Origin of the sequence: Synechococcus sp. CS-1328, assembly GCF_025128095.1 — a bacterium.
In the GTDB taxonomy this organism is placed as follows: domain Bacteria; phylum Cyanobacteriota; class Cyanobacteriia; order PCC-6307; family Cyanobiaceae; genus CBW1002.
This window is the reverse complement of record NZ_JAHLYT010000011.1, coordinates 1-26,082: the sequence shown is the minus strand read 5'-3', so window position 1 is coordinate 26,082 and position 26,082 is coordinate 1. Positions and strand designations below refer to the sequence as shown.

General features: G+C 66.9%; 26 protein-coding genes, 1 tRNA gene, 1 other RNA gene and 1 riboswitch. Of the genes, 9 read left to right on the top strand and 19 right to left on the bottom strand.

Annotation, left to right across the window (positions count from 1 at the left end; all coding sequences use genetic code 11):
* Positions 1–525, bottom strand: a complete 525-nt coding sequence (locus KQ310_RS01725) for an isoprenylcysteine carboxylmethyltransferase family protein (RefSeq protein ID WP_259720070.1) — start codon at positions 523–525, stop codon at positions 1–3.
* 57 nt (positions 526–582) lie between these two features.
* On the bottom strand, positions 583–1,920 hold the full coding sequence (locus tag KQ310_RS01720; RefSeq protein ID WP_259720069.1) for a cation:proton antiporter: 1,338 nt from the start codon (positions 1,918–1,920) through the stop codon (positions 583–585).
* Between the two features lie 179 nt (positions 1,921–2,099).
* On the opposite strand from KQ310_RS01720, the gene KQ310_RS01715 reads away from it, so the two are divergent.
* Complete coding sequence (locus KQ310_RS01715; protein ID WP_259720068.1) at positions 2,100–4,622, top strand: glycogen/starch/alpha-glucan phosphorylase; 2,523 nt, start codon at positions 2,100–2,102, stop codon at positions 4,620–4,622.
* A 38-nt stretch (positions 4,623–4,660) separates the two neighbouring features.
* Here the strand turns inward: KQ310_RS01715 and KQ310_RS01710 are convergent, their stop codons facing one another.
* Together KQ310_RS01710 and KQ310_RS01705 are read right to left on the bottom strand one after the other, a co-directional pair.
* A complete protein-coding gene (locus KQ310_RS01710; protein ID WP_259720067.1) occupies positions 4,661–5,125 on the bottom strand; it encodes a hypothetical protein in 465 nt (154 codons plus the stop codon).
* Between the two features lie 76 nt (positions 5,126–5,201).
* Positions 5,202–5,540 carry a hypothetical protein gene (locus KQ310_RS01705; RefSeq protein ID WP_259720066.1) on the bottom strand — a complete coding sequence of 113 codons (339 nt, stop codon included), beginning with the start codon at positions 5,538–5,540 and terminating at the stop codon, positions 5,202–5,204.
* A 199-nt stretch (positions 5,541–5,739) separates the two neighbouring features.
* Between KQ310_RS01705 and KQ310_RS01700 the strand changes: the two genes are divergently transcribed.
* A complete protein-coding gene (locus tag KQ310_RS01700; RefSeq protein ID WP_259720065.1) occupies positions 5,740–6,222 on the top strand; it encodes a hypothetical protein in 483 nt (160 codons plus the stop codon).
* A 12-nt stretch (positions 6,223–6,234) separates the two neighbouring features.
* On the opposite strand, the gene KQ310_RS01695 is transcribed toward KQ310_RS01700, so the two are convergent.
* From KQ310_RS01695 to KQ310_RS01665, 7 genes are all read right to left on the bottom strand, one after another.
* Complete coding sequence (locus tag KQ310_RS01695; RefSeq protein ID WP_259720064.1) at positions 6,235–6,450, bottom strand: hypothetical protein; 216 nt, start codon at positions 6,448–6,450, stop codon at positions 6,235–6,237.
* A gap of 128 nt (positions 6,451–6,578) precedes the next feature.
* Positions 6,579–7,397 carry an ABC transporter permease gene (locus tag KQ310_RS01690; RefSeq protein WP_259720063.1) on the bottom strand — a complete coding sequence of 273 codons (819 nt, stop codon included), beginning with the start codon at positions 7,395–7,397 and terminating at the stop codon, positions 6,579–6,581.
* The gene (locus tag KQ310_RS01685; protein ID WP_259720062.1) at positions 7,394–8,047 is read right to left on the bottom strand and encodes an ATP-binding cassette domain-containing protein; all 654 of its coding nucleotides are present in this window, start codon (positions 8,045–8,047) and stop codon (positions 7,394–7,396) included. The genes KQ310_RS01690 and KQ310_RS01685 overlap by 4 nt, the downstream gene beginning before the upstream one ends.
* 68 nt (positions 8,048–8,115) lie before the next feature.
* On the bottom strand, positions 8,116–9,078 hold the full coding sequence (locus KQ310_RS01680) for an EamA family transporter (protein WP_259720061.1): 963 nt from the start codon (positions 9,076–9,078) through the stop codon (positions 8,116–8,118).
* A gap of 90 nt (positions 9,079–9,168) precedes the next feature.
* Positions 9,169–10,185: a retropepsin-like aspartic protease gene (locus KQ310_RS01675; protein ID WP_259720060.1), complete on the bottom strand. Its 1,017-nt coding sequence runs from the start codon at positions 10,183–10,185 to the stop codon at positions 9,169–9,171.
* Positions 10,185–10,988 carry a prohibitin family protein gene (locus tag KQ310_RS01670; RefSeq protein ID WP_259720059.1) on the bottom strand — a complete coding sequence of 268 codons (804 nt, stop codon included), beginning with the start codon at positions 10,986–10,988 and terminating at the stop codon, positions 10,185–10,187. Before KQ310_RS01670 ends, KQ310_RS01675 begins: the two co-directional genes overlap by 1 nt.
* Positions 10,989–11,086: 98 nt before the next feature.
* Positions 11,087–11,160: transfer RNA gene (locus tag KQ310_RS01665), tRNA-Arg, on the bottom strand.
* Positions 11,161–11,262: 102 nt separating this feature from the next.
* Here KQ310_RS01665 and rnpB point away from each other — a divergent pair.
* Positions 11,263–11,677, top strand: an RNA gene (gene rnpB, locus KQ310_RS01660) — RNase P RNA component class A.
* 38 nt (positions 11,678–11,715) lie between these two features.
* Positions 11,716–12,501: a ribonuclease III family protein gene (locus KQ310_RS01655; protein ID WP_259720058.1), complete on the top strand. Its 786-nt coding sequence runs from the start codon at positions 11,716–11,718 to the stop codon at positions 12,499–12,501.
* A gap of 72 nt (positions 12,502–12,573) precedes the next feature.
* Here the strand turns inward: KQ310_RS01655 and KQ310_RS01650 are convergent, their stop codons facing one another.
* Positions 12,574–12,753, bottom strand: a complete 180-nt coding sequence (locus tag KQ310_RS01650; RefSeq protein WP_259720057.1) for an NAD(P)H dehydrogenase subunit NdhS — start codon at positions 12,751–12,753, stop codon at positions 12,574–12,576.
* Positions 12,754–12,817: 64 nt separating this feature from the next.
* Between KQ310_RS01650 and rimM the strand changes: the two genes are divergently transcribed.
* Together rimM and KQ310_RS01640 are read left to right on the top strand one after the other, a co-directional pair.
* Positions 12,818–13,360, top strand: coding sequence for a ribosome maturation factor RimM (gene rimM, locus KQ310_RS01645; protein WP_259720056.1), 543 nt, complete (start codon positions 12,818–12,820; stop codon positions 13,358–13,360).
* Positions 13,361–13,463: 103 nt separating this feature from the next.
* On the top strand, positions 13,464–14,981 hold the full coding sequence (locus KQ310_RS01640; protein WP_259720055.1) for a mannose-1-phosphate guanylyltransferase/mannose-6-phosphate isomerase: 1,518 nt from the start codon (positions 13,464–13,466) through the stop codon (positions 14,979–14,981).
* 13 nt (positions 14,982–14,994) lie between these two features.
* Here the strand turns inward: KQ310_RS01640 and glmS are convergent, their stop codons facing one another.
* Together glmS and psaC are read right to left on the bottom strand one after the other, a co-directional pair.
* Entirely contained in the window at positions 14,995–17,007 is a 2,013-nt protein-coding gene (gene glmS, locus KQ310_RS01635) for a glutamine--fructose-6-phosphate transaminase (isomerizing) (protein WP_259720054.1), read from the bottom strand.
* Between the two features lie 205 nt (positions 17,008–17,212).
* Positions 17,213–17,458 carry a photosystem I iron-sulfur center protein PsaC gene (gene psaC, locus KQ310_RS01630; RefSeq protein WP_131592693.1) on the bottom strand — a complete coding sequence of 82 codons (246 nt, stop codon included), beginning with the start codon at positions 17,456–17,458 and terminating at the stop codon, positions 17,213–17,215.
* Between the two features lie 164 nt (positions 17,459–17,622).
* On the opposite strand from psaC, the gene acpP reads away from it, so the two are divergent.
* The 3 genes from acpP to tkt all read left to right on the top strand — a co-directional run bounded on the left by acpP (position 17,623) and on the right by tkt (position 21,189).
* Positions 17,623–17,865, top strand: coding sequence for an acyl carrier protein (gene acpP, locus KQ310_RS01625; RefSeq protein WP_197158099.1), 243 nt, complete (start codon positions 17,623–17,625; stop codon positions 17,863–17,865).
* Positions 17,866–17,873: 8 nt separating this feature from the next.
* Entirely contained in the window at positions 17,874–19,121 is a 1,248-nt protein-coding gene (gene fabF / locus KQ310_RS01620; RefSeq protein WP_259720053.1) for a beta-ketoacyl-ACP synthase II, read from the top strand.
* 61 nt (positions 19,122–19,182) lie between these two features.
* The gene (gene tkt, locus KQ310_RS01615) at positions 19,183–21,189 is read left to right on the top strand and encodes a transketolase (RefSeq protein WP_259720052.1); all 2,007 of its coding nucleotides are present in this window, start codon (positions 19,183–19,185) and stop codon (positions 21,187–21,189) included.
* Between the two features lie 281 nt (positions 21,190–21,470).
* On the opposite strand, the gene thiC is transcribed toward tkt, so the two are convergent.
* The 5 genes from thiC to KQ310_RS01590 all read right to left on the bottom strand — a co-directional run bounded on the left by thiC (position 21,471) and on the right by KQ310_RS01590 (position 26,027).
* On the bottom strand, positions 21,471–22,853 hold the full coding sequence (gene thiC, locus KQ310_RS01610) for a phosphomethylpyrimidine synthase ThiC (protein ID WP_259720138.1): 1,383 nt from the start codon (positions 22,851–22,853) through the stop codon (positions 21,471–21,473).
* Positions 22,854–22,929: 76 nt separating this feature from the next.
* Positions 22,930–23,045: riboswitch (TPP riboswitch) on the bottom strand.
* A 58-nt stretch (positions 23,046–23,103) separates the two neighbouring features.
* Positions 23,104–23,730 carry a HEAT repeat domain-containing protein gene (locus KQ310_RS01605; RefSeq protein WP_259720051.1) on the bottom strand — a complete coding sequence of 209 codons (627 nt, stop codon included), beginning with the start codon at positions 23,728–23,730 and terminating at the stop codon, positions 23,104–23,106.
* Positions 23,723–23,956, bottom strand: a complete 234-nt coding sequence (locus KQ310_RS01600; RefSeq protein ID WP_197157640.1) for a DUF3188 domain-containing protein — start codon at positions 23,954–23,956, stop codon at positions 23,723–23,725. Before KQ310_RS01600 ends, KQ310_RS01605 begins: the two co-directional genes overlap by 8 nt.
* The gene (locus KQ310_RS01595) at positions 23,953–25,230 is read right to left on the bottom strand and encodes an amidohydrolase (protein WP_259720050.1); all 1,278 of its coding nucleotides are present in this window, start codon (positions 25,228–25,230) and stop codon (positions 23,953–23,955) included. Before KQ310_RS01595 ends, KQ310_RS01600 begins: the two co-directional genes overlap by 4 nt.
* 11 nt (positions 25,231–25,241) lie before the next feature.
* On the bottom strand, positions 25,242–26,027 hold the full coding sequence (locus KQ310_RS01590) for a tetratricopeptide repeat protein (protein WP_259720137.1): 786 nt from the start codon (positions 26,025–26,027) through the stop codon (positions 25,242–25,244).
* Positions 26,028–26,082 lie beyond the last annotated feature (55 nt).

Here is a 26,082-nt window from a genome sequence, read left to right as displayed (position 1 = left end):
TCAGCGCCAGTCCAGCCAAGGCAGGTGCGGCACGATTGCTGCGGTCGAGGCGCGGTAAGCGGCGTAGTCGGAATGCACGGACAGGAGCTGACGCTCCTCCCGCCGGGCCTTGCCGCCCAGCACGGCGCAGAGGGCAAGCAGCAGTCCAAGGTGCAGCAGGCTGCCCAGGGCCACGGTCACCCCGAGGGAACAGACCAAGACGGCCTGATACATCGGATGGCGGCAGCGGGCGTAGGCCCCGCTGATCACCAGGGCGGCGCCGGGGATGGGATCGGGCAGGGGGCTGAGGCTCGACCCCAGACGCCAGAAAGCCTGGGCGGCGAGGGCCAGGCCCAGGATGAACAGACCCCAGCCCAGCAACTGCAGGTGCCAGGGCCAGACCAGACCCAACCTGGCCGGAGCAGGCCAGGCTGGCAAGGCATGGGCGGCGATCAGGACGAGCTGGGCAATCAGCCACCACTCGCCGTGACGGTTATCAAGCCAGCCTCTCCAGCTGAAGCCCCAGCGCCGCAGGAAAGAATCCATCAACAGATTCCCCGCATCGCAGACAGTCGCCGATGAGCCAGCTTCTGATCGCTTGAATCAGGCCGGCTGTTCAGCCGTTTCTGGTTTGGCAGCGAGCACAAAGCGCAGCAGGATCGGAGCCAGGAAGGTGGTGCCGATCACCATCAACAGGATGGCAGCATCGAGTGCTGGTGTCAGCAGACCGGCCTGGGTACCGAGCCCCAGGAAGATCAGACCCACCTCTCCGCGCGGCATCATGCCGATACCCACCACGAGGCGATTGGTCTTCTCCTTGCTGAAGTAGCTCCAGCCGGAGGCCAATTTGCCGAGGATCGCCACCGTAAGCAGGAAGGCTGCCACGATCAGACCCTCGTGATTTTCGGGGTTCATTGGGTTGAGCACCGAAAGATCCATGCCGGTGCCGATCAGCACGAAGAAAATGGTGGCGAACAGGGCCACCAGCGGCTTCACCGTTTCCTGAATGGCATGGGTGTGCTTGGAGCTGCTCAGGATCAGGCCGGCCGCAAACGCTCCAAGAGCAGCTTCCAGGCCGATCGCCTGGGCCGCGAAGCACGACAGGGAGAGCACCACAAAGGAGGCCACCACCACTTCTCCTGGGGCCTTGAGCTGATCCAGCAACCAGTCGAACAGGGGAGCGGCGGTGCGGCTGAGGAACAGGGCCGCTGCCACGAACACCCCAGCCGCCACCACAAGCTTGAGGATCGGGCCGATCGAGAGGGTGCCGCCACCGGCCACGGCCACCACCACCGCCAGGATGACGATGCCGAGGATGTCGTCGAGCACGGCGGCTCCGATCACCGTCTGCCCTTCGCGGGTCTTGAGGTACTTGAGTTCGCCGAACACACTGGCGGTGATGCCGATGCTGGTGGCTGTCATGGCCGCGCCGGCGAAGACCGCCGGGATCAGCGGCACATGGAAGAAAAAGAGCAGGCCAGCAGTGCCAAGGGCAAAGGGCAGCACCACGCCGGTCACGGCCACCGTGGTGGCCTGCATGCCCACAGCCACCAGTTCATCGAGCTCGCTCTCGAGGCCGGTGAGGAAGAGCAGGGCATAGAGGCCGATCTGGGAGACAGCCGCGAGATTGGGGAAGGTCTCGGCGTAGATCTCCCGGATCTGCTCGGGGGTCACCTCCGCCAAGGAACTGAGCAGATTGACGCCGAAATCGCTCAGCTGCGCGTGCGTTTCGGGGGGCACGATCAGATGCAGGCCGGACACGCCCACCAGCACCCCCGCGACCAGCTCGCCGAGGATGGTGGGCAACTGCAGCCGCACCATCAGCTCGGCCAGGGCGCGGGCGGCCACAAAGATCACCAGGAAACGTCCGACGGAGATCAGGGTTTCCGCCACCTCCATCTGGTGGTTGCCGATCTCGATCAGCAGCGGTGGAAAAGGCATGGAAGGACTGAAGTGGCGCGACGTTAAGCCGAATGCCAGGGCATGTGGGTTTGCGGATCTCTACCGAACCATCAGGACTGGCTATGGCAGTCATCGCTACCGTCTTGTGGAGGACCTGTGTCGGTCCCTGCGGACTTGGCAAAGCCCGCCACCCGGTCGTCCGTCCCCGGCAGCCCCCCATGACCGAGCACCAGCCCCTGACCCTGCGTCTCCCGACCCCGGGCTGCTACGCCGACCCGGATCGCAGCGGCCTCACCGCTGACGACGTGTTCGACGGCATGACCGAGCACCTCTTCTACACGCTCGGCAAGCTCGCGCCTACAGCCAGCCGCCATGACCTCTACATGGCCCTGAGCTACGCGGTGCGCGACCGGCTGATGACCCGCTACCTGGCCGGCATCGAGGCGATCGGCGCCAGCCCCGCCCGGGTGGTGGCCTATCTCTCGGCCGAGTTCCTGGTGGGACCCCAGCTCGGCAACAACCTGCTGATGCTCGGCATCCGAGAGGAGGCCGCCGAAGCCCTGCGTCGCTTCGGCATCGACGACTTTGAAGACATCCTGGAGGTGGAGGAGGAGCCCGGCCTTGGTAACGGTGGCCTCGGCCGCCTGGCGGCCTGCTTCCTTGAATCGCTCGCCTCCCTGGAGATCCCGGCCACCGGCTACGGCATCCGCTACGAATTCGGCATCTTCGATCAGATCATCCGCGATGGCTGGCAGGTCGAAATCACCGACAAATGGCTCAAGGGCGGCTGGCCCTGGGAGATCCCCCACCCCGATCAGGCCTGCTTCGTGGGCTTCGGTGGCCACACCGAGAGCTACCGCGACACCAACGGCTCCTCCAGGGTGCGCTGGGTGCCCGAGGAAACCGCGATCGGGGTTCCCCACGATGTACCGGTGCTCGGGTATCGGGTCAACACCTGCGATCGCCTGCGCCTCTGGCGCGCCGAAGCCACCGAGACCTTCGATTTCTACGCCTTCAACATCGGCGACTATTACGGCGCCGTGGAAGAGAAGGTGGGCTCGGAGAATCTCTCCAAGGTGCTCTATCCCAACGACGGCACCGACGAGGGTCGCCGTCTGCGCCTCAAACAGCAGCACTTCTTTGTGAGCTGCTCCCTGCAGGACATGTTGCGCTCCCTTGAGGCCCGCGCCATTCCGGTGCAGGAGTTTCCGGTCCACTGGGCTGTGCAGCTCAACGACACCCATCCAGCCATCGCCGTGGCCGAGCTGATGAGGCTTCTGCTGGATGAGAAACAGCTCGAGTGGGAGGAGGCCTGGCGCATCACCAGCCAGTCGGTGGCCTACACCAACCACACCCTCTTGCCGGAAGCCCTCGAAAAATGGGGCATTGATCTGTTCGGCTCCCTGCTGCCCCGCCACCTGGAGCTGATCTACGAGATCAACCGCCGCTTCCTGCAGCAGGTGCGGCTGCGCTACCCCGGCGACAATGACATCCTGCGTCGGGTGTCGATCATCGACGAGGACGGCCCCAAGGCCGTGCGCATGGCCCATCTCGCCACCGTGGCCTCGCACCATGTCAATGGCGTGGCGAAATTACACAGCAGCCTGGTGAAGACCCAGCTGTTCCCGGATTTCGCCGCCCTCTGGCCGGAGAAGTTCACCAATGTCACCAATGGCGTCACACCACGTCGCTGGGTGGCCCTCTCCAATCCCCAGCTCTCGGAACTGATCACCGAGGCGATCGGCGAAGGCTGGATCCGTGACTTCAGCCGCATCCAGGAGTTGGAACGCTTCGCAGACGACACCGCCTTCCTGGAGCGCTGGGGTGCCACCAAGCTGGCGGTGAAGCATCACCTGGCCCACTACATCCACCGCCACACCGGCGTACTGGTGGATCCGGCCTCGATGTTCGACGTGCAGGTGAAGCGGATCCATGAGTACAAGCGCCAACACCTCAATGCCCTGCAGGTGATTGCTCTGTACCTGCGCATCAAGAACGGCACCGCCGATGGCGAAGCACCGCGCACAGTCATCTTCGGCGGCAAGGCGGCACCGGGCTACTACATGGCGAAGCTGATCATCCGCTTCCTCAACGCCATCGCCGAGACCGTGAATGCCGATCCCGACATGCAGGGACGCCTGCGGGTGATCTTCCTGGCTGATTACAACGTCAAACTCGGGGAAAAGGTCTATCCAGCCGCAGATCTTTCCGAGCAGATCTCCACCGCCGGCAAGGAAGCATCCGGCACGGGCAACATGAAGTTCGCCATGAATGGAGCCCTCACGATCGGCACTCTCGATGGTGCCAATGTGGAGATCCGCGAGCAGGTTGGCGCCGCTAATTTCTTCCTGTTCGGCAAGACCACCGAGGAGCTGGCCGAGCTGCACGATCGCGGCTACCGCCCCTGGGAGCTGGTGAACGACATCGTCGAACTGCCCGAGGTGCTGCGCCTGGTGGAACAGGGCCACTTCAGCAGCGGTGACACCGATCTGTTCCGCCCCCTGCTGCAGAACCTCACCGGCCGCGACCCGTTCTATGTGCTGGCCGATTTCGAGGCCTACCTCAAGGCGCAGGCTGCAGTGAGCCAGGCCTGGGCTGATCCGGGCCGCTGGAATCGCATGGCCCTGCTGAACGCTGCCCGCAGCGGCTACTTCTCGTCGGATCGCTCCGTGGGCGAATACGCCGCAACCATCTGGAAGGCCGAACCGTTCCCGGTCACGATCAGCTGTGAGCTGGACTGATCGACGGGGGCTCGAGCAAGGGGATGGATGCCCGAAGCTCAGCCCCGGTGATCGGGGAGGTCGGGGGTCTGATGCAGCAAGCGGTTCAGCCGCAGACGATCGGCATTGAGGGGGTCTGGAGCCAGCTCACCGGCCAATTCGCGGAACTTGCGCTCCACTTCCTCAGGCACGCGCACATCGAAAATGCGCTCCATCAGGGCCTCGATCGAGAACAGATGGGCGTTGATGTTCTCCAGATCGGCCATGGCCTGCTGGATGGCTTCGTTCTCGGCCACCGGCGCCGTACCGCCGCCGGCCTCCACCGCCGGGGCCGCAGGGGGCTCCAGGTCGCCGTACTGCTTCTGAAGGTCTTCGAGCACCCGGCCCGCCAGGGTGCGGAACGACTGCAGGGCCGCCCAGTTCAGCTCCTGCTGCTGGCGCAGGGTCGGATTCTCGCGGATCAATCGGTCGTGTTCCCGATAGAAACGCTGGCAATCAGGGCATTGGCAGGGCTCTTCCGGCACCGCACTCCCCAGGGCTCATCAACGTCCATCATGGCACCGGACTGCCGAAGCGGACGATCTCAGCCTCATTGGAGGCTCAGATCGAGGGCAATTCCCCGGCACCCCAGTCCCCCAGGGGCCCATCGTCGATCTCGAGATCGGCCATGCCGGGCAGCGGGATCTCGATCGACGACACCACGTGGATCACATCGCGCAGCCGCATCGAATCGGCGAACCAACCCATGGCCTGCTCCAGATCGCAGCGGCGCTCGGCATCGGTGGCCTGGTCTTCATGGGCCTCGGCCAGCAACGCCAGCCAGCAGAGGCAGCGGGCCTGCACGATCGAGAGATCCAGCTCGTCGGGCTGGGACGCGGCGATCCTTTCGCTTTCCTGCTGCACGAGCAGGCGTAGGCGCAGGTCGTGGAGCTGGGTCATGGGTGCGACGCACGACTCGAAACACGCTAGCCCCGGTGCCCGGAAACATCCAGTGCGCTACCTGTAGTGGTTGCTACGGCTGGCGCCGACGCTACCGGTGGCAGTGCCAGACCCGCTTCCGGCCGGGGGCCGTTCTGGCGATCCTGAAACTGGAACGGGGCACGCGGACATGACAGGGCCAGCACTTTCCCACCCCCTGATGGCAGCGCTGGCCTGTGCCCTTGGCTGGATGGGCTGGTGCGTGCTGATCGGCTGGATCGGGCACCGTCTGCCGATGCCGCTGCTGCGCCACGACAACCTGCTGACCCGGCCGCGGCCCTGGGGCGAGGCGGCTGGGGCTTACGAGAAGCGGCTGGGAATCCGGCACTGGAAGGGCTGGCTGCCCGATGCGGGCAACGCGTTTCCAGGGGGCGTGCGCAAGGCCAGCCTGGTGAGCCGCGATCCGGCCCGGCTGGAGCGTCTGATCGCCGAAACCCGCCGTGCCGAGCTGGTGCATCTGAGCGTGTGGCCCTTCTGGCTGGCCACGCTGGCCTGGATGCCGCCCTGGGGGGTGCTGATCAATCTGCTGTTCGCCACCGCCTTCAACCTTCCCTGCATCTGGCTGCAGCGGTTCAATCGCCTGCGCCTCCAAAGCGCCCTGACCCGGGTCGCGAGCACGCCACAGGCCCGCCCCAGCCCATAACCGCTGCCCCCTTCACCCATCCGGCTCAGCGCGGCGGCCCAGGGAGGAGCAGAGGGCATGGGCCGCCGGAAGATTGGCGGCGTTCCATTGACCTTCTGGGAAGGCGTCGTGATGCACGAGATAGCCGCCCTGTTCGTTACGCAGAATCGAGCAGCGTTCATACATCGCCACCAGAAAACCGCAGCTGGAGCCCTCCGCTGAGCTTCGGTTCGTCGTGTTGCGAGCCATGGCGATCACAGCCTTTTGATCTACGATCGGATGGCCGCCCAAAGAGCTGGCACAGGCGGGTCATTTCTTCATGCCGGCTCTTCATGCCGACCACTGTGCTGATCAGAGGCGCTGATCAGGCGGGCCGATCAGGGGCGCTCGCGCAGGGATGAGAGCCGGTCCAGCCGCAACTGATGGTCCTGGCTGGTGAGGCTGCGGTAGCCCAGCAAGACCACCCCGAACACCCCAAGGGCGGTGGCAGCGGAAATCATGAACAGGATCACGATCTGATAACGAACGGCAGCCGCAGGTGCGGCACCTTCCAGGATCTGGCCGGTCATCATGCCGGGCAGGCTGACCAGACCCATCACCATCATCGAATTGATCGTGGGGATCATGGCGATGCGGATCGCATCCCGCACCACGGAATTACAGGCCTCCCAGCGGCTGCCGCCCAGGGCCAACCACGCCTCCACCTGCTCCCGCCGGCTCAGCAACCCCTCCATCAGGCGATCCAGGCCGAGGGAGATGCCGTTGAGGGTGTTGCCCAGCACCATGCCCAGCAGCGGGATCAGATATTGGGGGGTGAACCAGGGCTCGGGCTGGATGATCGCCACGATCGCCAGACCGGTGACCAGGGCCGAGGATCCAATCACGGAAACCAGGCTGTTGCGATAGATCCCGGCAAAGCGCCGCCGGGTGCGCTGCACAGCCGAGATGCCGGCGATCACGGCCATCACCAGAGCCAGCAGCAGGATGGCGGGGGCATTGTCCTGGCGGAACAGCCACTCCAGCACCGACCCCACCAGCAGCAGCTGCACCACCATCCGGGTGGAGGCGATCAGCAACGTGCGGCCCAGGCCCAGCCGCAGCAAGGCGGACAGACCCACATTCACCAGGATCAGCAGGGTCGCCAGGGCGAGGCGGCCGTCGCTGATGGTGAGAGCCCCGCTGGTGATCGGCGTCATACGGCCAGCTCCAGGCGGCGGTTGCCGAAGCGGCGCAGCTGCTCGCCGTCGTGGCTGGTGATCACGCAGGCCCGGTCGCCCGCCTCCAGCCAGCCGGCCAGCAGGTCCTCCACCGCCGCCGTGGAGGCCGGATCCAGGGAGGCGGTGGGTTCATCCAGCAGCAGGATGTCGGGATCGAGCTGCAGAGCCCGCAGCAGATTGAGCAGCTGGGCTTCGCCACCGGAGAGCCGCTCGGCATCGAGGTCGAGAAACGTCTCGTCGCGCCCCAGGCTCTCCAGCCAGCCCGCCAGGGTCTCCGGCTGCCAGTGGCGTTGCTGATGCACGGCCAGCTGAAACACCGCCTGCAGGTTGTCCCGCACCGTGCCGGGAAACAGCACCGGCCGCTGGGCCAGATAGATCAGGCGTGAACGCCACACGGGCAGGCCCCAGGCCGCAGGCGTGCGGCCCCGAAGAAAAAGCTCACCCTGCTGCAGCGGATCCAGCAGGGCCAGGCTGCGCAGCAGCAGGGTCTTGCCCGCACCGGAGGGTGCCACCAGGGCCAAGCGGTCACCGGGCTGCAACTGCAGCGCGAGATCCCGCCAGAGCCAGCGTGGCCCCAGCTGTCGATCCAGCCCCTGGGCCTGCAGGAGCAGCGTGTCGTCGTTGCCCATCCCCCGTCCTGCTGGGTGGTGATGCACCGGCCGCAGCCCCTCGATGATCGCGCCTCAGGCCGGCTTGGTCAGCCGTCTGTCCGCAGGGTTGCCGCCCCACTGGAGGAGGCCGCGCTGGATGCAGCCGCGATCGGAGCCGCGCGAACCGCCAGCATCACGCCCAGCAGCACCAGCCCCGAGCCCAGCAGCACCGGCATGCGCAGCGGCTCGGCCAGCACCACCGCCGCACTGACCACCGAAACTGCCAGGCTCAACGACCCGACGATGGCCACGGTGGCCACGCTGAAGCGCCGGTAACAGAGGCGCAGGCTGCACTCACTGCCCAGCACCACGGTGATGGCATAGAGCCCGATCACCCCAGCCACCCACCAGAGCTGCAGATGCATGAAGTGCCCTGGGCCGTAGAGCACCAGACCGATCAGCAGAAACAGCAGCGCCGCCAGCAGCGACGGCAGACCGGTGGTGAGCCCGATACCGAGGCCGTCCCGATTCAGCCGCCGGGCCGTGACCGCACTGCAGGAGAACCCCGCCACACCCACGCCCCCCCAGGCCAGGCCCGACAACCGGTCCATCCCCCTCGGCACCCCGCTGCCGAGGGAGGCCAATCCCAGCCCCAGGCCGATCACGACAGTGGTGAGCCAGAAGCGGCGGGGCAGCGGCTCGCCCAGCCACAGCCACGACAGCAGCGCCGAAGCAGGCAGCACCAGGCTGAACACCAGGGTCTTCTCGATCACAGCCAGAGCCTCGATGGCCATGAAGCTGCCGAGGGGGCCCAGCAGGCTGCCGGCCAGCATGTCGAGAGCCAGCAGCTGCCACTGGCGGCGATGCAGCAGCGGCAGCTGCCGCTGCAGGGTGCTCCGGTCGGCCAGCACCAGACTCGTACCCACCACCACCAGGGCGAAGAAAAACAGATTGCAGGCACTGATCGGGTTGATGCCATCCACCGGATGGCGGGCGCCCTGGAGCTGCAGCGCCCGCACGACGGTGCTCTCCAGACCCTTCAGCACCACATAGACCAGCAGTGCCACCATTCGCGTCGGGAGCTCACGTGGGCCTCAAGCCTTGCAGCTTCCGGCAGACTCTGGCCTCGCTCCGGACTGGCTCCGGACTGGAGCGGGCCGTTACCAGAGGCGCAGCGTCGGCGGCGTGGCTTCAAGGCGCCAGAGCTGGCGATGGGGGCGGAGCAGCTCCTGCCCCACGATCGCCTCCACCCCCAGGGCCTGGAACACCGGGTTGGCCGTGAGGATGGCCTGCACCGGTGCGGCTGGCCTGCGGCCGCTGAGGCTCGGTCCCTGAACCCGCGTCCAGCTGGCCGGTTGCTCGCCGCAGAAGCCCGCCACCCGCAGGGGCTGGCTGGATCCGAGGGCCGGCAGCACCATGGCCAGCTCCGGCGTGACGAACAACCCCTCGGCGCCGGTGTCGGCCAGGGCCTGGACCGTGCCGGCCCGGCTGCCGGTGACCAGGGACAGCAGCGGCACGCCGCGGTGCCAGCGGAGGGGGAGCGTCACCTCGCCTGAGGCCCCGGAGCCCCGATTCGATGCCCGACCATCAGAGGCCTGATCCGCAGCCTGCAGGGCACTGCGACCGAAGGCCAGCACACTGCCGCGGGGATCGATCCAGAGAGGCAACTGGCGCAGCTGTGGGGCCCCCAGCACGCCGTCCACGTCCGGCGGCAGGCCCCCCACCGGCAACACCAGGGCCTCGGCGCCGATGAGGCTGAGGGTTCCCGGCGCCTCGGAAGGCGGGCTCTGGGTGGGCAGACGCTGCGTTGCCAGGGACTGTGTCGACAGGCTCAGAGGCGGCAGGGACGTGCGCCGCGGCTGCAGAGTGCCGCAGCCGTTGCCAGCGCCGGCAAGGCCGAAATCGGCCGGCGGGATCGGGGTGCTGGCCAGACCCAGCCGCTTCACCAGATCCGGCGACACCAGGGTGGACGAGGCGCCGGTATCGACCAGGAAGCGCACCGGCCGCCCATCGCTGCGCAGGCTGAGCACCGGTGTGTCACCGCCGGCGGCGCGCTCCAGCGGCAGGGTCACCGAGCCCGCCAGGATTCCAGGCCTCAGTGCCGGGCCCTGGAGCTGAATCAGGGCCGCAACCAACCCCGCCCCCAGCCCCGAGGCCAGCCCCGCCGCCTGCAGCATCAGCGCCGGCCCTGCACGATCACCGGCGGGGTACCGCCCGCAGTTCCCGGAAGAGCCGGAACCACGGAGGTCTGCCCGTCCCACTTGTCGAGGAAGAGCTTGTAGAGCACCTGGTCATCGAGGCTCTTGTTGAGGATCTCGTAGCGGAGGGCCTCCTGCTCGGCGATCTTCACCTCGGTCTGGGAGCGCAGCAACCGCTGATCCGCGATCTGCTTCTGCTCAATGGCGGCGCGGTATTCCTCGGCGATCTGCAGGCCGGTGAGATCCAGGCCCTGCACCGTCACGTAATCGAACTTCTTGAGTTCCTCCGCCACCTTGTCCTGCACCAATGCGGAGATGCTGTTCCACTCGGTGGCGATCGTGACCAGCTCGTACTGGGAAAACACCGACTTGAGGGCCTTGAGCAGCGAGGGCTGAATCACCCGCGGGTAGATCTGCTGGTTGTCGGTGGCGATCGTCTCGAACACCCGGCCCGCTTCGCTGGGCCGGATCGCGTACTTCATCGTGGCCGTGGCCTCGATCACCTGCAGATCCTTGGTCAGGGTGGAGAACTGCTCCGGCCGCACCTGGGTGCGCACATCAAAGAACGACGTGGCCTGGATCAGGGGAATCTTCAGGTTGGGGCCTGGCCGGCGCTCCCCACCGGTCACCCGGCCCAGGGTCGTCACCACCGCCACATTGCCGGCGGGCACGATGAAAATCGTCTGGCTCAACAGGATCAGCAGGGCCACCAGCCCGGCCAGGATCAGCTGAAACGTTGTCCCAAGCCCATCACCACCGGCCGGTCGCATCGAACCTTGCATGAAGACCTTGATTGCCTGGATGAGCTCGAACCCTAGGCAGCTCGAAGAACGGGCCCGGCAGGGCGAGAGCTGCCAAGCGCAACGGACCAGGTCCTGAACGGGGCTGGCGGGACTCGAACCCACGACCTACGGTTTAGGAAACCGTCGCTCTATCCGGCTGAGCTACAGCCCCAGGGGTTGACCTGGGAGCCCCATTATCGGCAACGCCCCCCGACAGGGCTGTGCCTCAGAAAGGGCAATGCCTCAGACATGGCGGTGCCTAGAGTCGCGGCGGAAAGCAGGCGAGGTGGTCGCGATCGGAGACGCTGGGCCTTTCGGGGTGCGGTGGCGTCCGGTTGAGGAAAGTCCGGGCTCCCCAATGGCCAGGCTTGCTGGGTAACGCCCAGTGCGGGTGACCGTGAGGAGAGTGCCACAGAAACACACCGCCGATGGCCGGGCACCGGGGCAACCCGACCCGTGCACAGGTAAGGGTGCAAAGGTGCGGTAAGAGCGCACCAGCAGCATCGAGAGGTGCTGGCTCGGTAAACCCCGGCTGGGAGCAAGGCCCAGGGACAACGGTTGGCCATGGCACCCGTCCCGCCCCAAGTGCGCCGCTCGAGGCCGCCGGTAACGGCGGTCCCAGACAGATGATCACCCTCCCCGCCTCCGGGCGGTGGAGAACAGAACCCGGCTTATGTCCTGCTTTCCCTCCTTGCCCCCGATCCCGCCCAAGCCCTGACGCCCGCACATGCCTGCGACGCCCCGGCCGCAGCCCGCCCTTGCGCCGCAACGACGGCACCAGCTGCTGGCCCTGCTGCAGAGGCTCGGCCTGGATCCCACCGCTGCCGGCGGTCCCGGTGACGGCCCCGAGGCGCTGGCCCTGATCGATGAAGCCCTGACCCACACCTCCGCCGGTCTGGCGCATCACCACGACCGGCTGGAGTTTCTTGGCGATGCGGTGCTGCGGCTGGCTGCGGCGGAATACCTGCAGCGGCAGCATCCCAATCTGAGCGTGGGTCAGTGCTCGGCCTTGCGCGCCCAGCTGGTGAGCGACCGCTGGCTGGCAGACCTGGCGGAGCGCTGCGGCCTGGCGGATGTGGTGCGGATCGGCGCCATGGCCGAGGGCGACCTCGCCGGCCGCCGCACCGTGCTGGCCGAAACCTGCGAGGCCCTGATCGGCGGCCTCTACGACAGCTGGGGAGGGAGCCTCGTGCCCGTGCATCTCTGGCTGGATTCCCACTGGCGGCAGACCACCGCCGAGCTGCTGGCTGATCCGGATCAGCACAACTGGAAATCCGCCCTGCAGGAATGGAGCCAGGGCCAGGGCCTGGGCCTGCCCGTCTACCGCTGCCTGGAGCGCAACCGCCGCCACGCCGACCCCCGACGCTTCCACTGCCGCGTCAGCCTGCCTGCCACCCATGAAGCCAAGCCGGTAGCGCAGCCCCTGGGTGAGGGCTGGGGGGGTTCCCGCCGCGAAGCCGAGCAACAGGCCGCCCGAGCTGCCCTGGAGCACATTCGTCAACAACCGTCCTGAAGGCACGGCCCGCAGGACACTCAGATCACGACACGGAGGTTCAGGCTGGGAGGCTCAGGCAGAGCGCAGGCGTCAGGCCTGAGCCAGGGCCGTGAGGGGCATGGTCACGAGCTTGTCCCAGTTGCCGCCCTCAAACAGGACTGCCGCCCGGCTGCCGCTGATCCGCTGCACAAAGCCCCGGTAGCCGTTGTAGATCGAGCGGGCATCGTTCACCACCACGGTGGAGCCGGGCAGGATCGGAAGGTCAGCCATGGAAGAAGCCCGGATCGGGCCGGCGCGTGGCGTCATTATCGGGGGTTCGGGGGCAAGAGAGGCGATGAGCGAAACCGAGATGCTCGTGGTGGGTCGGGTGGTGGCCGCCCAGGGCCTGCAGGGGGAGGTGCGGGTGTTGCCCCTGAGCGATTTCCCGGAGCGATTCACCCGCCCCGGTGCCCGCTGGATGAAGGGCCGCCAGGGCCAGCCACGGCAGCTGGTGCTGCAACGGGGCCGGCAGCTACCGGGCAAGGAGCTGTTCGTGGTGTGTTTTGAGGGCATCCACAGCCGCGAAGCCGCCGAGGCGCTGGTGGGCGAAGAGATGCTGGTGCCCTCCAGCGACCGTCCGCCGCTGGAGGAGGGCGAGTTCCACGTGCTCGATCTGGTGGGGCTGGAGGTGCGGCTGCTGCCGAGCGGGGAGGTGATCGGCACCGTGCGCGACCTGATCCATGCCGGCAACGATCTGCTCGAGGTGGAACGCACCACTGGTGGAGACACGGCGGCTCGCCCCCTGCTGATTCCCTTCGTGGAGGCGATCGTTCCGGAGGTGAACCTCGCCCAGGGCTGGATCGGCCTTACCCCGCCCCCGGGCCTGCTCGATCTCTGAGACGGCACCTCTGAGGCTGCACGGCTGATGCCAGCCGGGGCGGCAAGACGCCATCGGGTCCGATTGAATGGAACGAACCCACGACTGCAGCGGGATCCTCCCCATGGCGCCCTCCTCCTCAGCCCCCCTCGTGCCGGTGATCCTCTGCGGCGGCACGGGCACGCGGCTGTGGCCGCTGTCGCGGGCGAGCTATCCCAAGCAGTACTGGGCCCTGGCTGGGGATGCCGAGGAGACCTTGCTGCAGCAGACCCAGCAGCGGCTGGCGGGTCTGCCGGGCCTGGCAGCGCCGCTGTTGATCTGCAACGAAGACCACCGCTTCATCGTGGCCGAGCAGATGCGCCAGATCGGTGTGGAGCCGGCGGCGATCCTGCTGGAACCGGTGGCACGCAACACGGCACCGGCGGTGGCGGTGGCGGCGCTGCAGGCCACCAGCCGGGGAGAGGACCCCCTGCTGCTGGTGCTGGCGGCCGACCATGTGATCCGTGATCCGGTCCGCTTCCGCGCCACGGTGCTGGCGGGCCTGCCGGCGGCGGCGGCGGGCCAGCTGGTCACCTTCGGGATCGTGCCGAGCGCTCCGGAAACCGGCTACGGCTATATCGAATCCGAGGTCCAGGAGCCGATGCCGTCCAACGCCACGGCTGGGACCTCCAGCGCCACCCAAGCGAGCGGGGCAGGGGCGATTCTGGCCCCCCTGCCGATCCGGCGGTTCGTGGAGAAGCCGGATCGGGCCACCGCCGAGCAGTTTCTGGCCAGCGGCCACTTCACCTGGAACAGCGGCATGTTTCTGTTCCGCGCCAGCTCGATCCTGGCGGAACTGGACCGGCTGGCCCCTGAGGTGGTGAGCGCCTGCCGGGCCGCCCTGGAGCACGACAGCAGCGACCTGGAATTCCTGCGGCTGGAGCGGGAAGCCTTCGCCGGCTGCCCAAACGTGGCGATCGATGTGGCGGTGATGGAGAAGACGAAGCTGGGGGCGGTGCTGCCGTTGGCGGCGGGCTGGAGCGATGTGGGCAGCTGGAGCGCCCTGTGGGAAACCGGAGACCAGGACGAGGCCGGCAACGTGCTGCGGGGCCGGGTGATCAGCCAGGACAGCCGCAACTGCTATCTGCGCAGCGAACACCGGCTGGTGGTGGGGCTGGGGGTGGACGACCTGGTGGTGGTGGAAACGGACGATGTGGTGCTGGTGGCCCATCGGGACCGGGCCCAGGAGGTCAAAGCGGTGGTGGGACTACTGGAGCGGGCCGGTGCGCCGGAAAGCAAGGCCCACCGCCGCATCTACCGCCCCTGGGGGCACTACGACGGGGTCACGGAAGGGGAGCGCTGGCAGGTGAAGAAGATCCAGGTGAAGCCCGGCGCGAGCCTGTCGCTGCAGATGCACCACCACCGGGCCGAGCACTGGGTGGTGGTGCAGGGAACGGCGATGGTGGAGAAAAACGGCGTGGAGGAGCTGGTGGGGGAGAACCAGAGCACCTACATCCCGCTGGGTGCGAAGCACCGCCTGACCAACCCGGGCAAGATCCCGGTGGAGCTGATCGAGGTGCAGAGCGGCCCGTACCTGGGGGAAGACGACATCGTCCGCTTCGAGGATCGCTATGGCCGCAGCGATCTGCGCGTGGTCAGCTGACTGACTTGATGACTCACTCGACCGTGACGCTCTTGGCCAGATTGCGCGGCTGATCCACATCCAGCCCCCTGTGGGCAGCGATGTGATAACTGAGCAACTGCATCGGGATCACGGTGAGCAGGGGGCTGAGCATCTCCTCCACCTCCGGCATGGGCAGCAGCTGGTCGAACAGGGTGGTGTCCGGACCTTCCGGTGCCACGCCGATCAGCTGGGCATCGCGGGCCTTGGCCTCCTGGGCATTGCTGAGCACCTTCTCGAACACCGGACCGGGCATGGCGATCGACACCACCGGCACCCGGGCATCGAGCAGGGCAATCGGGCCATGCTTCATCTCGCCGGCCGGGTAGCCCTCGGCATGGATGTAGCTGATCTCCTTGAGTTTCAGAGCACCCTCCAGAGCGATCGGATAGTTGATGCCCCGGCCCAGGAAGATCACGTCCTGGGTGTCGGCGAACAGGTGGGCCAGCTCCTCACAGCGGCGGTCATGATCGATCACCAAGTCCTGGAGCAGGGCCGGGATCTGGCGCAGCCCTTCCGCCAGAGAGCGCAGCTGATCCGGAGGGCAACCGGCCCGACCGCCGCCACGGCGCTCCGCGAAGGCCAGAGCCAGCCCATAGAAGGCCAGCAGCTGGCCGAGGAAGGTCTTGGTGGCCGCCACCCCCACTTCGATGCCGGCGCCGATGTCGAGGATGTGGGGCACCAGACGGCCCAGGGAGCTCTCCGGACGGTTGGTGATGCCCAGCAGCTTCGGGGCATAGGCCGGATCGGCCACCAGCCGGCGCCGGTCCCGCTCCATCGCCAGTGCCGCCAGGGTGTCTGCCGTCTCGCCAGACTGGGTCACCCCGATCGTGAGCGTGTGGGGGACCAACGGCGGCGGTGCATACCGAAACTCGCTGGCGTAGTAGACGCTGGTGGGGATGCCGGCCAGCTGCTCCAGCAGGTGGGCTCCCACCTGGGCGGCATGGCGACTGGTGCCGCAGGCCAGGATCTGGATCCGCTCCACCTCCTCGTACACCGCCTCATCCAGCGGTAACGCCACCAGGGCCAGACCATCGGCACCGGGGTCCGCCCCGCCATCGGCCTGCAGCTCAGGGCTGGGCTGCAGCAGATGCCGGGCCACCCACAGGGCCGCCGTTTCCGGCTGCTCGTGGATCTCCTTGAGCATGAAGTGGCGGAAGCTGCGCTTGTCCGCCACGTGCTCGGTGCCGCTCAGCAGCGATGGGGTGCGCTCCACCCGCTCCCGCTGGGCGTCATAGAGCTCGATGCCCAGGGGCGTCAGCAGCGCCACCTCGCCATCTTCAAGAGGCAGGATCGTGCGGGTGAAGCCGGCCAGGGCAGGGGTGTCGCTGGCGCAGAGAAACTCCCCCTCGCCCAGGCCGATCAGCAGCGGCGCCGCCCGCCGGGCCACCACCAGGGCCCCAGGAGCCTCGGCCCAGACCAGGGCCAGGGCATAGGCGCCATGCAGGAGCGGCAGCACGTCCTGCACAGCCTCAAGCAACAGCTGCCCACCGACGCGGCGGCCCTGGTGACGCAGCTCCGACAGGCGGCGTGCGACGAGGTGCGGAATCACCTCGGTGTCGGTGTCGGAGCGGAACACGACGCCGCCGGCCTGAAGCTCCTCCCGCAGGCTGCGATGGTTCTCAATGATGCCGTTCTGCACCACCGCCAGACGGCCGCTGCCATCGAGATGGGGATGGGCGTTGCGCTCCTCCGGCTTGCCATGGGTGGCCCAGCGGGTGTGGCCGATGCCGCAGTGGCCCGGGGCCCCCTCAGCCTCGTAACGGGCCGTGAGATTGACCAGCTTCCCCTCGGCCCGGAGGCAGTGCAGCAGGCCCTGAGTGGCACGCCCATCCGAGCGCGGGCCACCATCCACCCTGCCGGCATCCACGGCGGCCGCATCTGTGGAGACCGCCTCCACTGTGGCGATCCCAGCCGAGTCGTAGCCCCGGTATTCCAGCTGACGCAGCCCTTCCAGCAGCTGGGGAGCCACCTCCCGCGATCCGATCAGGGCAACGATGCCGCACATAGGGGCGTCTGCAGCGGGAAGGGCAAAAAAAAGCCCGGCGATGGGCCGAGCTGAGCTTATGGGAGCCGATTCTTCTGATCCATCACTGCAAGAGCAGCCCCTCTGCTGCAGTGCTGGAAAGTGACTCATTCAGCTGTAGAGCTGAGTGGTCGCAACAGAAATGGAAGGCAGAGTCGCCGCAGCGGCACGCCCAGACCAGCCCGACTCAGTAGGCCAGGCCCATGGAGCGGCTGGTCTCATCGCCCAGGTAGACGCGGATCGAGAGGAAGTCCGTGGGGCAAGCGGTTTCACAGCGCTTGCAGCCGACACAATCCTCGGTGCGGGGAGAGGAGGCAATCTGGCTGGCCTTGCAGCCATCCCAGGGCACCATCTCGAGCACGTCGAGGGGGCAGGCGCGCACACACTGGGTGCAGCCGATGCAGGTGTCGTAGATCTTGACGGCGTGTGACATGTGCCTCGGTGGGGAGGTGGCCGGTAACGGACGGCGTGGCCACGAACGTACCGACACCGGCAGGAGAGCAGGCCGGCAGGGTGCGAGGCCGTCACCCTTGTTCATAAGACCGGGGGGACCGGTTCAGGGCGACCCGTAGGATGCGGCCTCCCTCCCCAGCGGCCATGTCCCAGGAAGCGATCTTCGAGAAAGTCCGTTCGATCGTTGCCGAGCAGCTCAGCGTCGACGCCGGCGAGGTGAAGCCCGAATCCAACTTCCAGAACGATCTGGGCGCCGACTCACTCGATACCGTCGAGCTGGTCATGGCCCTGGAAGAGGCCTTTGACATCGAGATTCCCGACGAGGCTGCTGAAGGCATCACCACCGTTGGTGATGCGGTCAAGTACATCCTGGACAAGCAAGCCTGAGGCGATTGATGGTGGAGGGATTCCACCGCGTCGTCGTCACAGGTCTCGGCGCGGTCACACCGATCGGTAATGACGTTTCCCAGTACTGGGAAGGGTTGAGCGCAGCGCGCAATGGGGTGGCACCGATCACCCTGTTCGATGCGGCGCGCCATGCCTGCCGCTTCGCCGCGGAAGTCAAGAACTTCGATTCCAAAGGTTGGCTGGAGCCCAAGGAAGTCAAGCGCTGGGACCGTTTCTGCCAGTTCGGTGTTGTGGCGGCCAAACAGGCCGTGGGCCATGCCGGCCTCGTGGTCGACGAGAGCAATCAGCACCGCGTCGGCGTTGCGATCGGCTCCGGCGTGGGCGGTCTGCTGATGATGGAGACCCAGGCGCACGTGCTCAAGGATCGCGGCCCGGATCGGGTCAGCCCCTTCTGCGTGCCGATGATGATCCCCAACATGGCCACCGGCCTGGCGGCGATCGCCCTGGGGGCCAAGGGTCCGAGCAGCGCCGTGGCCACGGCCTGCGCCGCCGGCTCCAACGCCATCGGCGATGCCTACCGCCTGATCCAGATGGGCCTGGCGGACGTGATGATCTGCGGTGGCGCCGAATCGGCGATCACTCCCCTGGGAGTGGCTGGCTTTGCCAGCGCCAAGGCGCTCTCGTTCCGCAACGATGATCCCGCCACCGCCAGCCGCCCCTTCGACGCCGAGCGCAACGGTTTCGTGATCGGCGAAGGCTCCGGCATCCTGGTGCTGGAAAGCCTCGAACACGCCAAAGCCCGGGGCGCCGAAATCCTGGCCGAGGTCGTGGGTTACGGCATGACCTGTGATGCCCATCACATCACCTCCCCATCTCCGGGTGGCGTCGGTGGCGCCGAGGCCATGCGGCTTGCCCTGCGCGATGGCGGCCTCGAGCCCGAGCAGGTCGACTACGTCAATGCCCACGGCACCAGCACCCAGGCCAATGACAGCAACGAGACCTCGGCCATCAAGGCGGCCCTCGGTGATCACGCCTACCGGATTCCGGTGAGCTCCACCAAGTCGATGACCGGCCATCTGCTCGGCGGCAGCGGCGGCATCGAAGCCGTGGCGGCGGTGCTGGCGATTGGCCACGACCTCGTACCCCCTACGATCAATTACCAAAATCCGGATCCAGCCTGTGATCTGGATGTCGTTCCCAATCAGGCCAGGGAACAGAAGCTGAACGTGGTGCTCTCGAACTCCTTCGGTTTCGGTGGTCACAACGTCTGTCTCGCCTTCCGTCGGATGAGCTGATCCCAGCTCTCCCGGGCTCGGCCCACGGATTCCTCTCCCCCTTATCCCTCAGCTGCCACCCATGGTCGTCGCCACCCCCACGTCGGTCGAAAGCCTCTGCATCAACAGCATCCGCTTCCTGGCGGTCGACGCGATCAACAAGTCCAACTCAGGCCACCCCGGCCTGCCCATGGGCTGCGCACCGATGGCCTTCGCCCTGTGGGACAAGGTGCTGAAGCACAACCCCCGGAATCCGAAGTGGTTCAACCGGGATCGCTTCGTGCTCTCGGCCGGCCACGGTTGCATGCTGCTGTACGCGCTGCTGCACCTCACCGGCTACGACTCGGTGAGCATTGACGACATCAAGCAGTTCCGCCAGTGGGGCTCCAAGACTCCGGGCCACCCCGAAACCTTCGAGACTCCCGGAGTTGAGGTGACCACCGGCCCCCTGGGCCAGGGCATCTCCAACGCGGTGGGCCTGGCGATCGCCGAAGCTCATATGGCCGCCAAGTTCAACAAGCCCGGCTGCACGCTTGTTGATCACACCACCTACGTGATCATGGGCGATGGCTGCCATCAGGAGGGCGTCAGCAGCGAAGCCGCCTCCCTGGCCGGCCACCTGGGCCTGGGCAAGCTGATTGCCCTCTACGACGACAACCACATCACCATCGACGGCAACACCGCGGTGTCGTTCACCGAGGATGTGCTGAAGCGCTACGAAGCATATGGCTGGCATGTGATTCACGTGCCCGACGGCAACACCGATGTGGCCGCCATCGCCAAGGCGATTGAAGAGGCCAAGGCGGTCACCGACAAGCCGTCGATGATCAAGGTGACCACCACGATCGGCTATGGCTCTCCCAACAAGGCCAACACCGCCGGTGTTCACGGCGCAGCCCTCGGCGCCGACGAAGCCGAGCTGACCCGCAAGGCCCTCGACTGGAGCTACGGCGCTTTCGAAGTACCTCAAGAGGCCTACGACCACTGGCGCCAGGCGATCAGCCGCGGTGAAGCCGCTGAAGCGGAGTGGACCGCGAACCTGAGCGACTACCGCAGCCAGTACCCGGCTGAAGCCGCCGAGTTCGAGCGGATGTTGCGCGGTGAACTGCCCCAAGGCTGGGACGCCAAGCTGCCGACCTACACCGTGGCCGACAAGGGTCTGGCCACGCGGCAGCACTCCTACAACTGCCTCAACGCGATCGGCCCTGCCCTGCCCGAACTGATCGGCGGTTCCGCCGACCTAACCCACTCCAACCTCACCGACATCAAGGGTGAGGCCAGCTTCCAGAAGGGCGGCGAAGGCAATCGCTACCTCCACTTCGGTGTGCGCGAGCACGCCATGGCCGCGATCCTGAATGGCATTGCGTATCACGGCAGTGGTCTGATCCCCTATGGCGGCACCTTCCTGGTGTTCGCGGGGTACATGGTGGGCGCCATGCGCCTCTCGGCCCTGAGTGAACTGGGTGTGATCTACGTGCTGACGCACGATTCGATCGGCCTCGGCGAAGACGGTCCCACCCACCAGCCCGTGGAAACGCTCGCCAGCCTCCGCTCGATCCCCAACCTGCTGGTGATGCGCCCTGGTGATGGCAACGAAACCAGCGGCGCCTACCAGGTGGCTGTGACCAACCGCAACCGCCCCACCGTGCTTGCCCTCAGCCGTCAGGCCATGGCCAACCAGGCAGGCTCCAGCCTCGCCGCTGTGGCCAAGGGTGGCTACATCCTGGAAGACAGCGACGGCACCCCCGAGCTGATCCTGATCGGCTCCGGCACCGAGCTTGAGCTCTGCACCAAGGCCGCCGCCCAGCTGCGTGCCGACGGCAAGAACGTGCGCGTCGTGTCGATGCCCTGCGTCGAACTGTTTGAGGAGCAGGACGCCGCCTATCGCGAAACCGTGCTGCCTGCCGCCGTGCGCAAACGCCTGGTGGTGGAAGCCTCCAGCTCCTTTGGCTGGCACAAATTCGTGGGCCTCGATGGCGACACCGTCTCGATCGACCGTTTCGGCGCCTCGGCCCCCGGGCCTGTGTGCCTGGAGAAGTTCGGCTTCACCGTCGATAACGTGGTGGCCAAGGCCAAAGCTCTGGGGTGATCTTTCTTCCCCGACCAGCCCCCAGCCCCGCCTTCAGGCGGGGCTTTTTTTGTAAGGCATCACTAACAGGAGGCAGGGCGCAGGTAGCGCCATCGATGAACATTGATCGACCAACAGGAAGCAGAACTGTCACGACAATCATTCAGGCCAACCCATCAACAACGGATCAGTGCCCTTCACCTCTACGAGCACAGAAAACCAATTCTGGCTCATAGCCAACAAATCCAGGGACAATCAAAAACCCGGGGGAAACCCGGGTCTGCAAGGTCTATCGACCTGATTCACACCGTCGCTGCTTCACCAACCTTCTGCTCTTTGAGCACTTCGGCCAGACCAGCCAGATCCTCGTCGGTGATCTTGGTCTGCATCGGGCAGTGCTTCGGCCCACACATTGAGCAGAATTCGGCCTGCTTGTAGATGTCCGCTGGCAGGGTCTCGTCGTGATACTCGCGAGCCCGCTCCGGATCCAGGGACAGATCAAACTGCCTGTTCCAGTCGAAGGCGTAGCGGGCACGGCTGAGCTCGTCGTCGCGGTCGCGGGCACCGGGACGATGGCGGGCGATGTCGGCGGCGTGGGCGGCGATCTTGTAGGCGATCAGGCCGTTGCGCACGTCTTCCGGATTGGGCAAGCCCAGGTGCTCCTTGGGCGTCACGTAGCAGAGCATGGCCGTGCCATACCAACCGGCCATGGCGGCGCCGATGGCGCTGGTGATGTGGTCATAGCCAGGGGCGATATCGGTCACCAACGGGCCGAGCACGTAGAAGGGGGCTTCGGCACATTCCTCCATCTGCTTACGCACGTTGAACTCGATCTGATCCATGGGCACATGGCCCGGACCCTCCACCATCACCTGGATATCGTGGGCCCAGGCCCGGCGGGTGAGTTCCCCGAGGGTCTTGAGTTCGGCCAGCTGGGCCTCATCGGAGGCATCGTGCAGGCAGCCGGGCCGCAGGGAATCACCGAGTGAGAAGCTGCAGTCGTAGCGCTTGAAAATCTCGCAGATGTCGTCGAAGCGCGTGAACAGAGGATTCTGCTTGTGGTGGTAGAGCATCCACTGGGCCAGGATGCCCCCGCCCCGGCTCACGATGCCGGTGAGGCGTCCCTTCACCTTGGGCAGGTGCTCAATCAGCAGACCGGCGTGGATGGTCTGGTAGTCAACCCCCTGCTGGCAGTGCTTTTCGATGATTTGGAGGAAATCATCTTCCGAGAGCTTCTCGATCGAGCCGTGCACACTCTCGAGCGCCTGATAGACGGGCACCGTGCCAATCGGCACCGGTGATGCCTGGATGATCGCCGTGCGCACCTCATCAAGATTGACGCCACCGGTGGAAAGATCCATCACGGTATCGGCGCCGTACTTCACGGCCAGCTCGAGCTTCTTCAGCTCTTCGCTCACATCACTGGCGTTGGGGGAAGCGCCGATGTTGGCATTCACCTTGCACTTGCTGGCGATGCCGATCGCCATCGGCTCCAGATTCTCGTGGTTGATGTTGGCCGGGATGATCATGCGACCCCGCGCCACCTCCTCCATCACCAGCGATTCGGGCAGGTTCTCCCGCTGGGCCACAAAGGCCATTTCTTCCGTCACAACGCCCTGCCGGGCAAAGTGCATCTGGCTCACATTGGCGTGACCACGACGCTTCTCAATCCAGGCGCTGCGCATGAGGGGGCGGGCAAAGGTGGACAACATCCCATTGAACCGATGCAGAGCAACGGACACGGACGGATTGGGGCGCAGCTGGAGTTCGTTCTCACTTCCCTGCGCCGGCATGACCCGGATCAGGTTCGGAGGGTGTGATCTCAGCCCTGGGCAGACAAGCGTGAAGCCGTGTGCCGGGCACCCCTAGTGACTTTGGAAACCTAGCAAGGCTGAAACGAAGTGGCGCTGCGTCCTGCGCCGGAGCCACGGCTGATCAGCTGCCCTGCAGACCGTTGAGGGCCGCCGCGACGACCCGATGGTCGGGATCCTGCTGCAGTTCCACCAGCAGACGACGGGCCACGTCGCTGGACTGGGCCGCAGAGGGGGCCGGTGCCAATGGCAAGCCCGGCTTCTGCACCAGCCGTCCGAGGATCTCGGCACCCCCCACCCGCACGGTGCCGTCGCCATCGGCGATCGCCAGCTGGGCAAGATCCAGCAGCCAGGCATCCGGCATCTCCGGATGTTCCGCCAGGGCCGAGAGGATGCTGCAGCGCACCAGCCACTGGTGATCCACCACAAACGCTTGGCGCACCAGAGGCCAGGCCTCAACGTGGCCGTAGCTCACCAGGGAATTGGCGGCTTCGGCGCGCACATTGGCATCCTCATCATGCTGAAGGGCCTGCACCAGGGCCTGGCGGGCGGCATCGTTGCGTTTGACCCCCAGGCCGGCGCAACTGAGCGAGCGGATCATGAAGGTGGTCTGCTCCAGACCCAGCAGCAGCAGGGGGATCGCCTGCTCAGCAGGCACCTGCCTCAGCCCCGCCAGTGCCGGCATCGCCCGGCTGGGATCGCCGGAGGCAATGGCCTGGCGCAGAGCATTGAGATCGATCGGGTCAGCCATTGTCCTGTCTTAGGTCACCCAGCAGCTGGGCGCGACGCCGGCGGCGGCCCACCAGGCTGGAGGCCTGCAGCCCCACCCCGATCAACAGGGCCGGGATCGCCTGCATCCGGTCTGCCCCCTGGCGCAGCAGCAGCGCCACCAGAGCGAGCAGGATCAGCAGAAGCGATGACAGCGCCAGCAACGGGCGGACCGTTCGGGCAGGCGAGCCAGCGGGAGGAAGCGTCATGCCAACGGGCCGGCACTGGCCTGGCGCTCCATCCAGCGCAGCAGGCTGAGGGTGAGCACCTTCACCCCCACCGCCAGGGCTGCTTCATCCGGCGCGAAGGTGTTGCTGTGCAGGGGCGTGCACCCCGTGGCACCCGCCACCCCGAGGCGGAACATGGTGCCGCGGGTGCCCTGCTGCAGCTCGGCAAAATCCTCCGCCCCCAGCGAGGGCTGCTCCAACCAGCGCACCTGGTCGCGGCCCAGCAGCTCGGTGGCGGCCTCCGCCACCAGCTCGGTGAGTTCAGGATCGTTGTGCACCGGCGGCGAGATGCAGCGGTAGCGCACCCGGGCCTCGCCGCCATGGCCCCGGCAGAGCGCCTGGACCGTGTCCTCGATCCAGCCGGGCAGCTGGGCATGGAGCTCCAGATCGAGGCAGCGCACGGTGCCGAGCAGACGCACGTGATCGGCGATCACGTTGAAGGCCTTGCCCCCCTCGATCCGGCCGAAGCTCACCACCACAGGATGGAGGGCATCGAGCCGGCGGCTGATCGCCTCCTGCAGACCACTCACCACCCGCGCCGCGATCCAGATGGCATCGGTGGACTGGTGCGGGCGGGCGCCATGCCCCCCTTCCCCGAGCACCTCCACCTCCAGCTCTCCGGCTGCGGCGGTGAGGCTGCCGCAGCGCACCCCGATCGAACCGACCGCCAGGCTGGGGAAGACGTGCACGCCGAACAGGGCCTGCACCCCCTCCATGGCGCCATCGGCCCGCATCCAGGTCGCACCCTGGGCCGTCTCTTCGGCGGGCTGGAACAGCAGCCGTACCCGCGCCGTCAGCAGCCCGGCAAGGGGGGCCAGCACGTGCGCCACCCCCAGCCCCACGGCAGTGTGCAGATCGTGGCCGCAGGCATGCATCAACCCCTGGCGGGTGGAGGCGTAGTCAAGGCCGGTGCGCTCCTCCACCGGCAGGGCGTCCATATCGACCCGCAGGGCCACCAGAGGCACCTCCGGCCCCTCAGGCCCCAGTTCGGCCAGCACACCGGTGCGGCCCACCCCCTCACGCACCCGCCAGCCCCAGCGGCGCAGCTCGCCGGCCACCAGGGCAGCGGTCTGCTGCTCATGGCCGCTGAGCTCGGGATGGCGGTGGATGTGACGGCGCAGCTGAATCAGCTCCGGCAACACCTCGGCCAGGCTGGCCTCGAGGCCGAGACCCTGCCAGTCGGCCAGCGGATGGGCACCGCAACCATCCGTCGTGGAACGGGTGGTGTCGGATCCGGTGGCAAGGGGCAGGGGCATCGAGGTGGTTGTCAGGAGGCCAGGGCCAGGAACTGGGCCAGAGCCTGCACGGGCACGGGTGGCCAGCGCCGTATCCGCAACAGCCATTCTTCCTGGCGATAGCGCGGATCGAGACCGGAGGCCGCCGCCCAGTGGCTCTCGGCCTCCCCCTGCGCCCCCTGCCGCCAGAGCAGGGCGGTGAGACCGGCGCGGGCATCGGCGAACAGGGGGTAGCGGCGGATCAGCTGCCTGAACTGGCGTTCGGCGGTCTCGAGATCCCCCAGCTGGAAGGCGGCCAGGGCGGCGCTGGAGCGGGCCATGGCGAAACCGGGACGGGCCAGGTCTGCCGCGTCGTAACAGCGGCGCGCCTCTGTCCAGTCGCCCTGGGACCCACGCACGTTGCCAAGGTTGTAGAGCGCCGAGGCGTCAGCGGGATCCCGCTCCAGGATCCAGGTGTAGTCGTCGGCGGCGGCCTGCCAGCGCTGCAATGCCTCCTCGGCAGTTCCCCGGTTGAGGTGGGGATCGGGATTGAGCGGATCGAGCGCCATGGCCCGGCCCTGGTCTTCGATGGCACCCTCCGGATCGCCCAGGGCCAGCCGCACATTGCCGCGGTTGCTCCAGGCCGCGGCCTGGCTGGGGTCCTGCTCCAGCACTCCATCCCAGAGGGGCAGGGCTTCGCTGAAGCGGCCGTCGCGGCTGGCGGCCATGGCCTGTTCGAACTGCTCGGGCAGGCTCACGCCGGACCGGGCTGAGCTCTGAGTGACAGCGAGGGCAGGCAGGGGCAGCAACAGAATCAGGGCCAGCGCCACCGCCAGCATCAGCAGAGCCGCGGCCAGGTGACGCCCTGCCCCCCCCGGCGTCGCCGGCGACGCC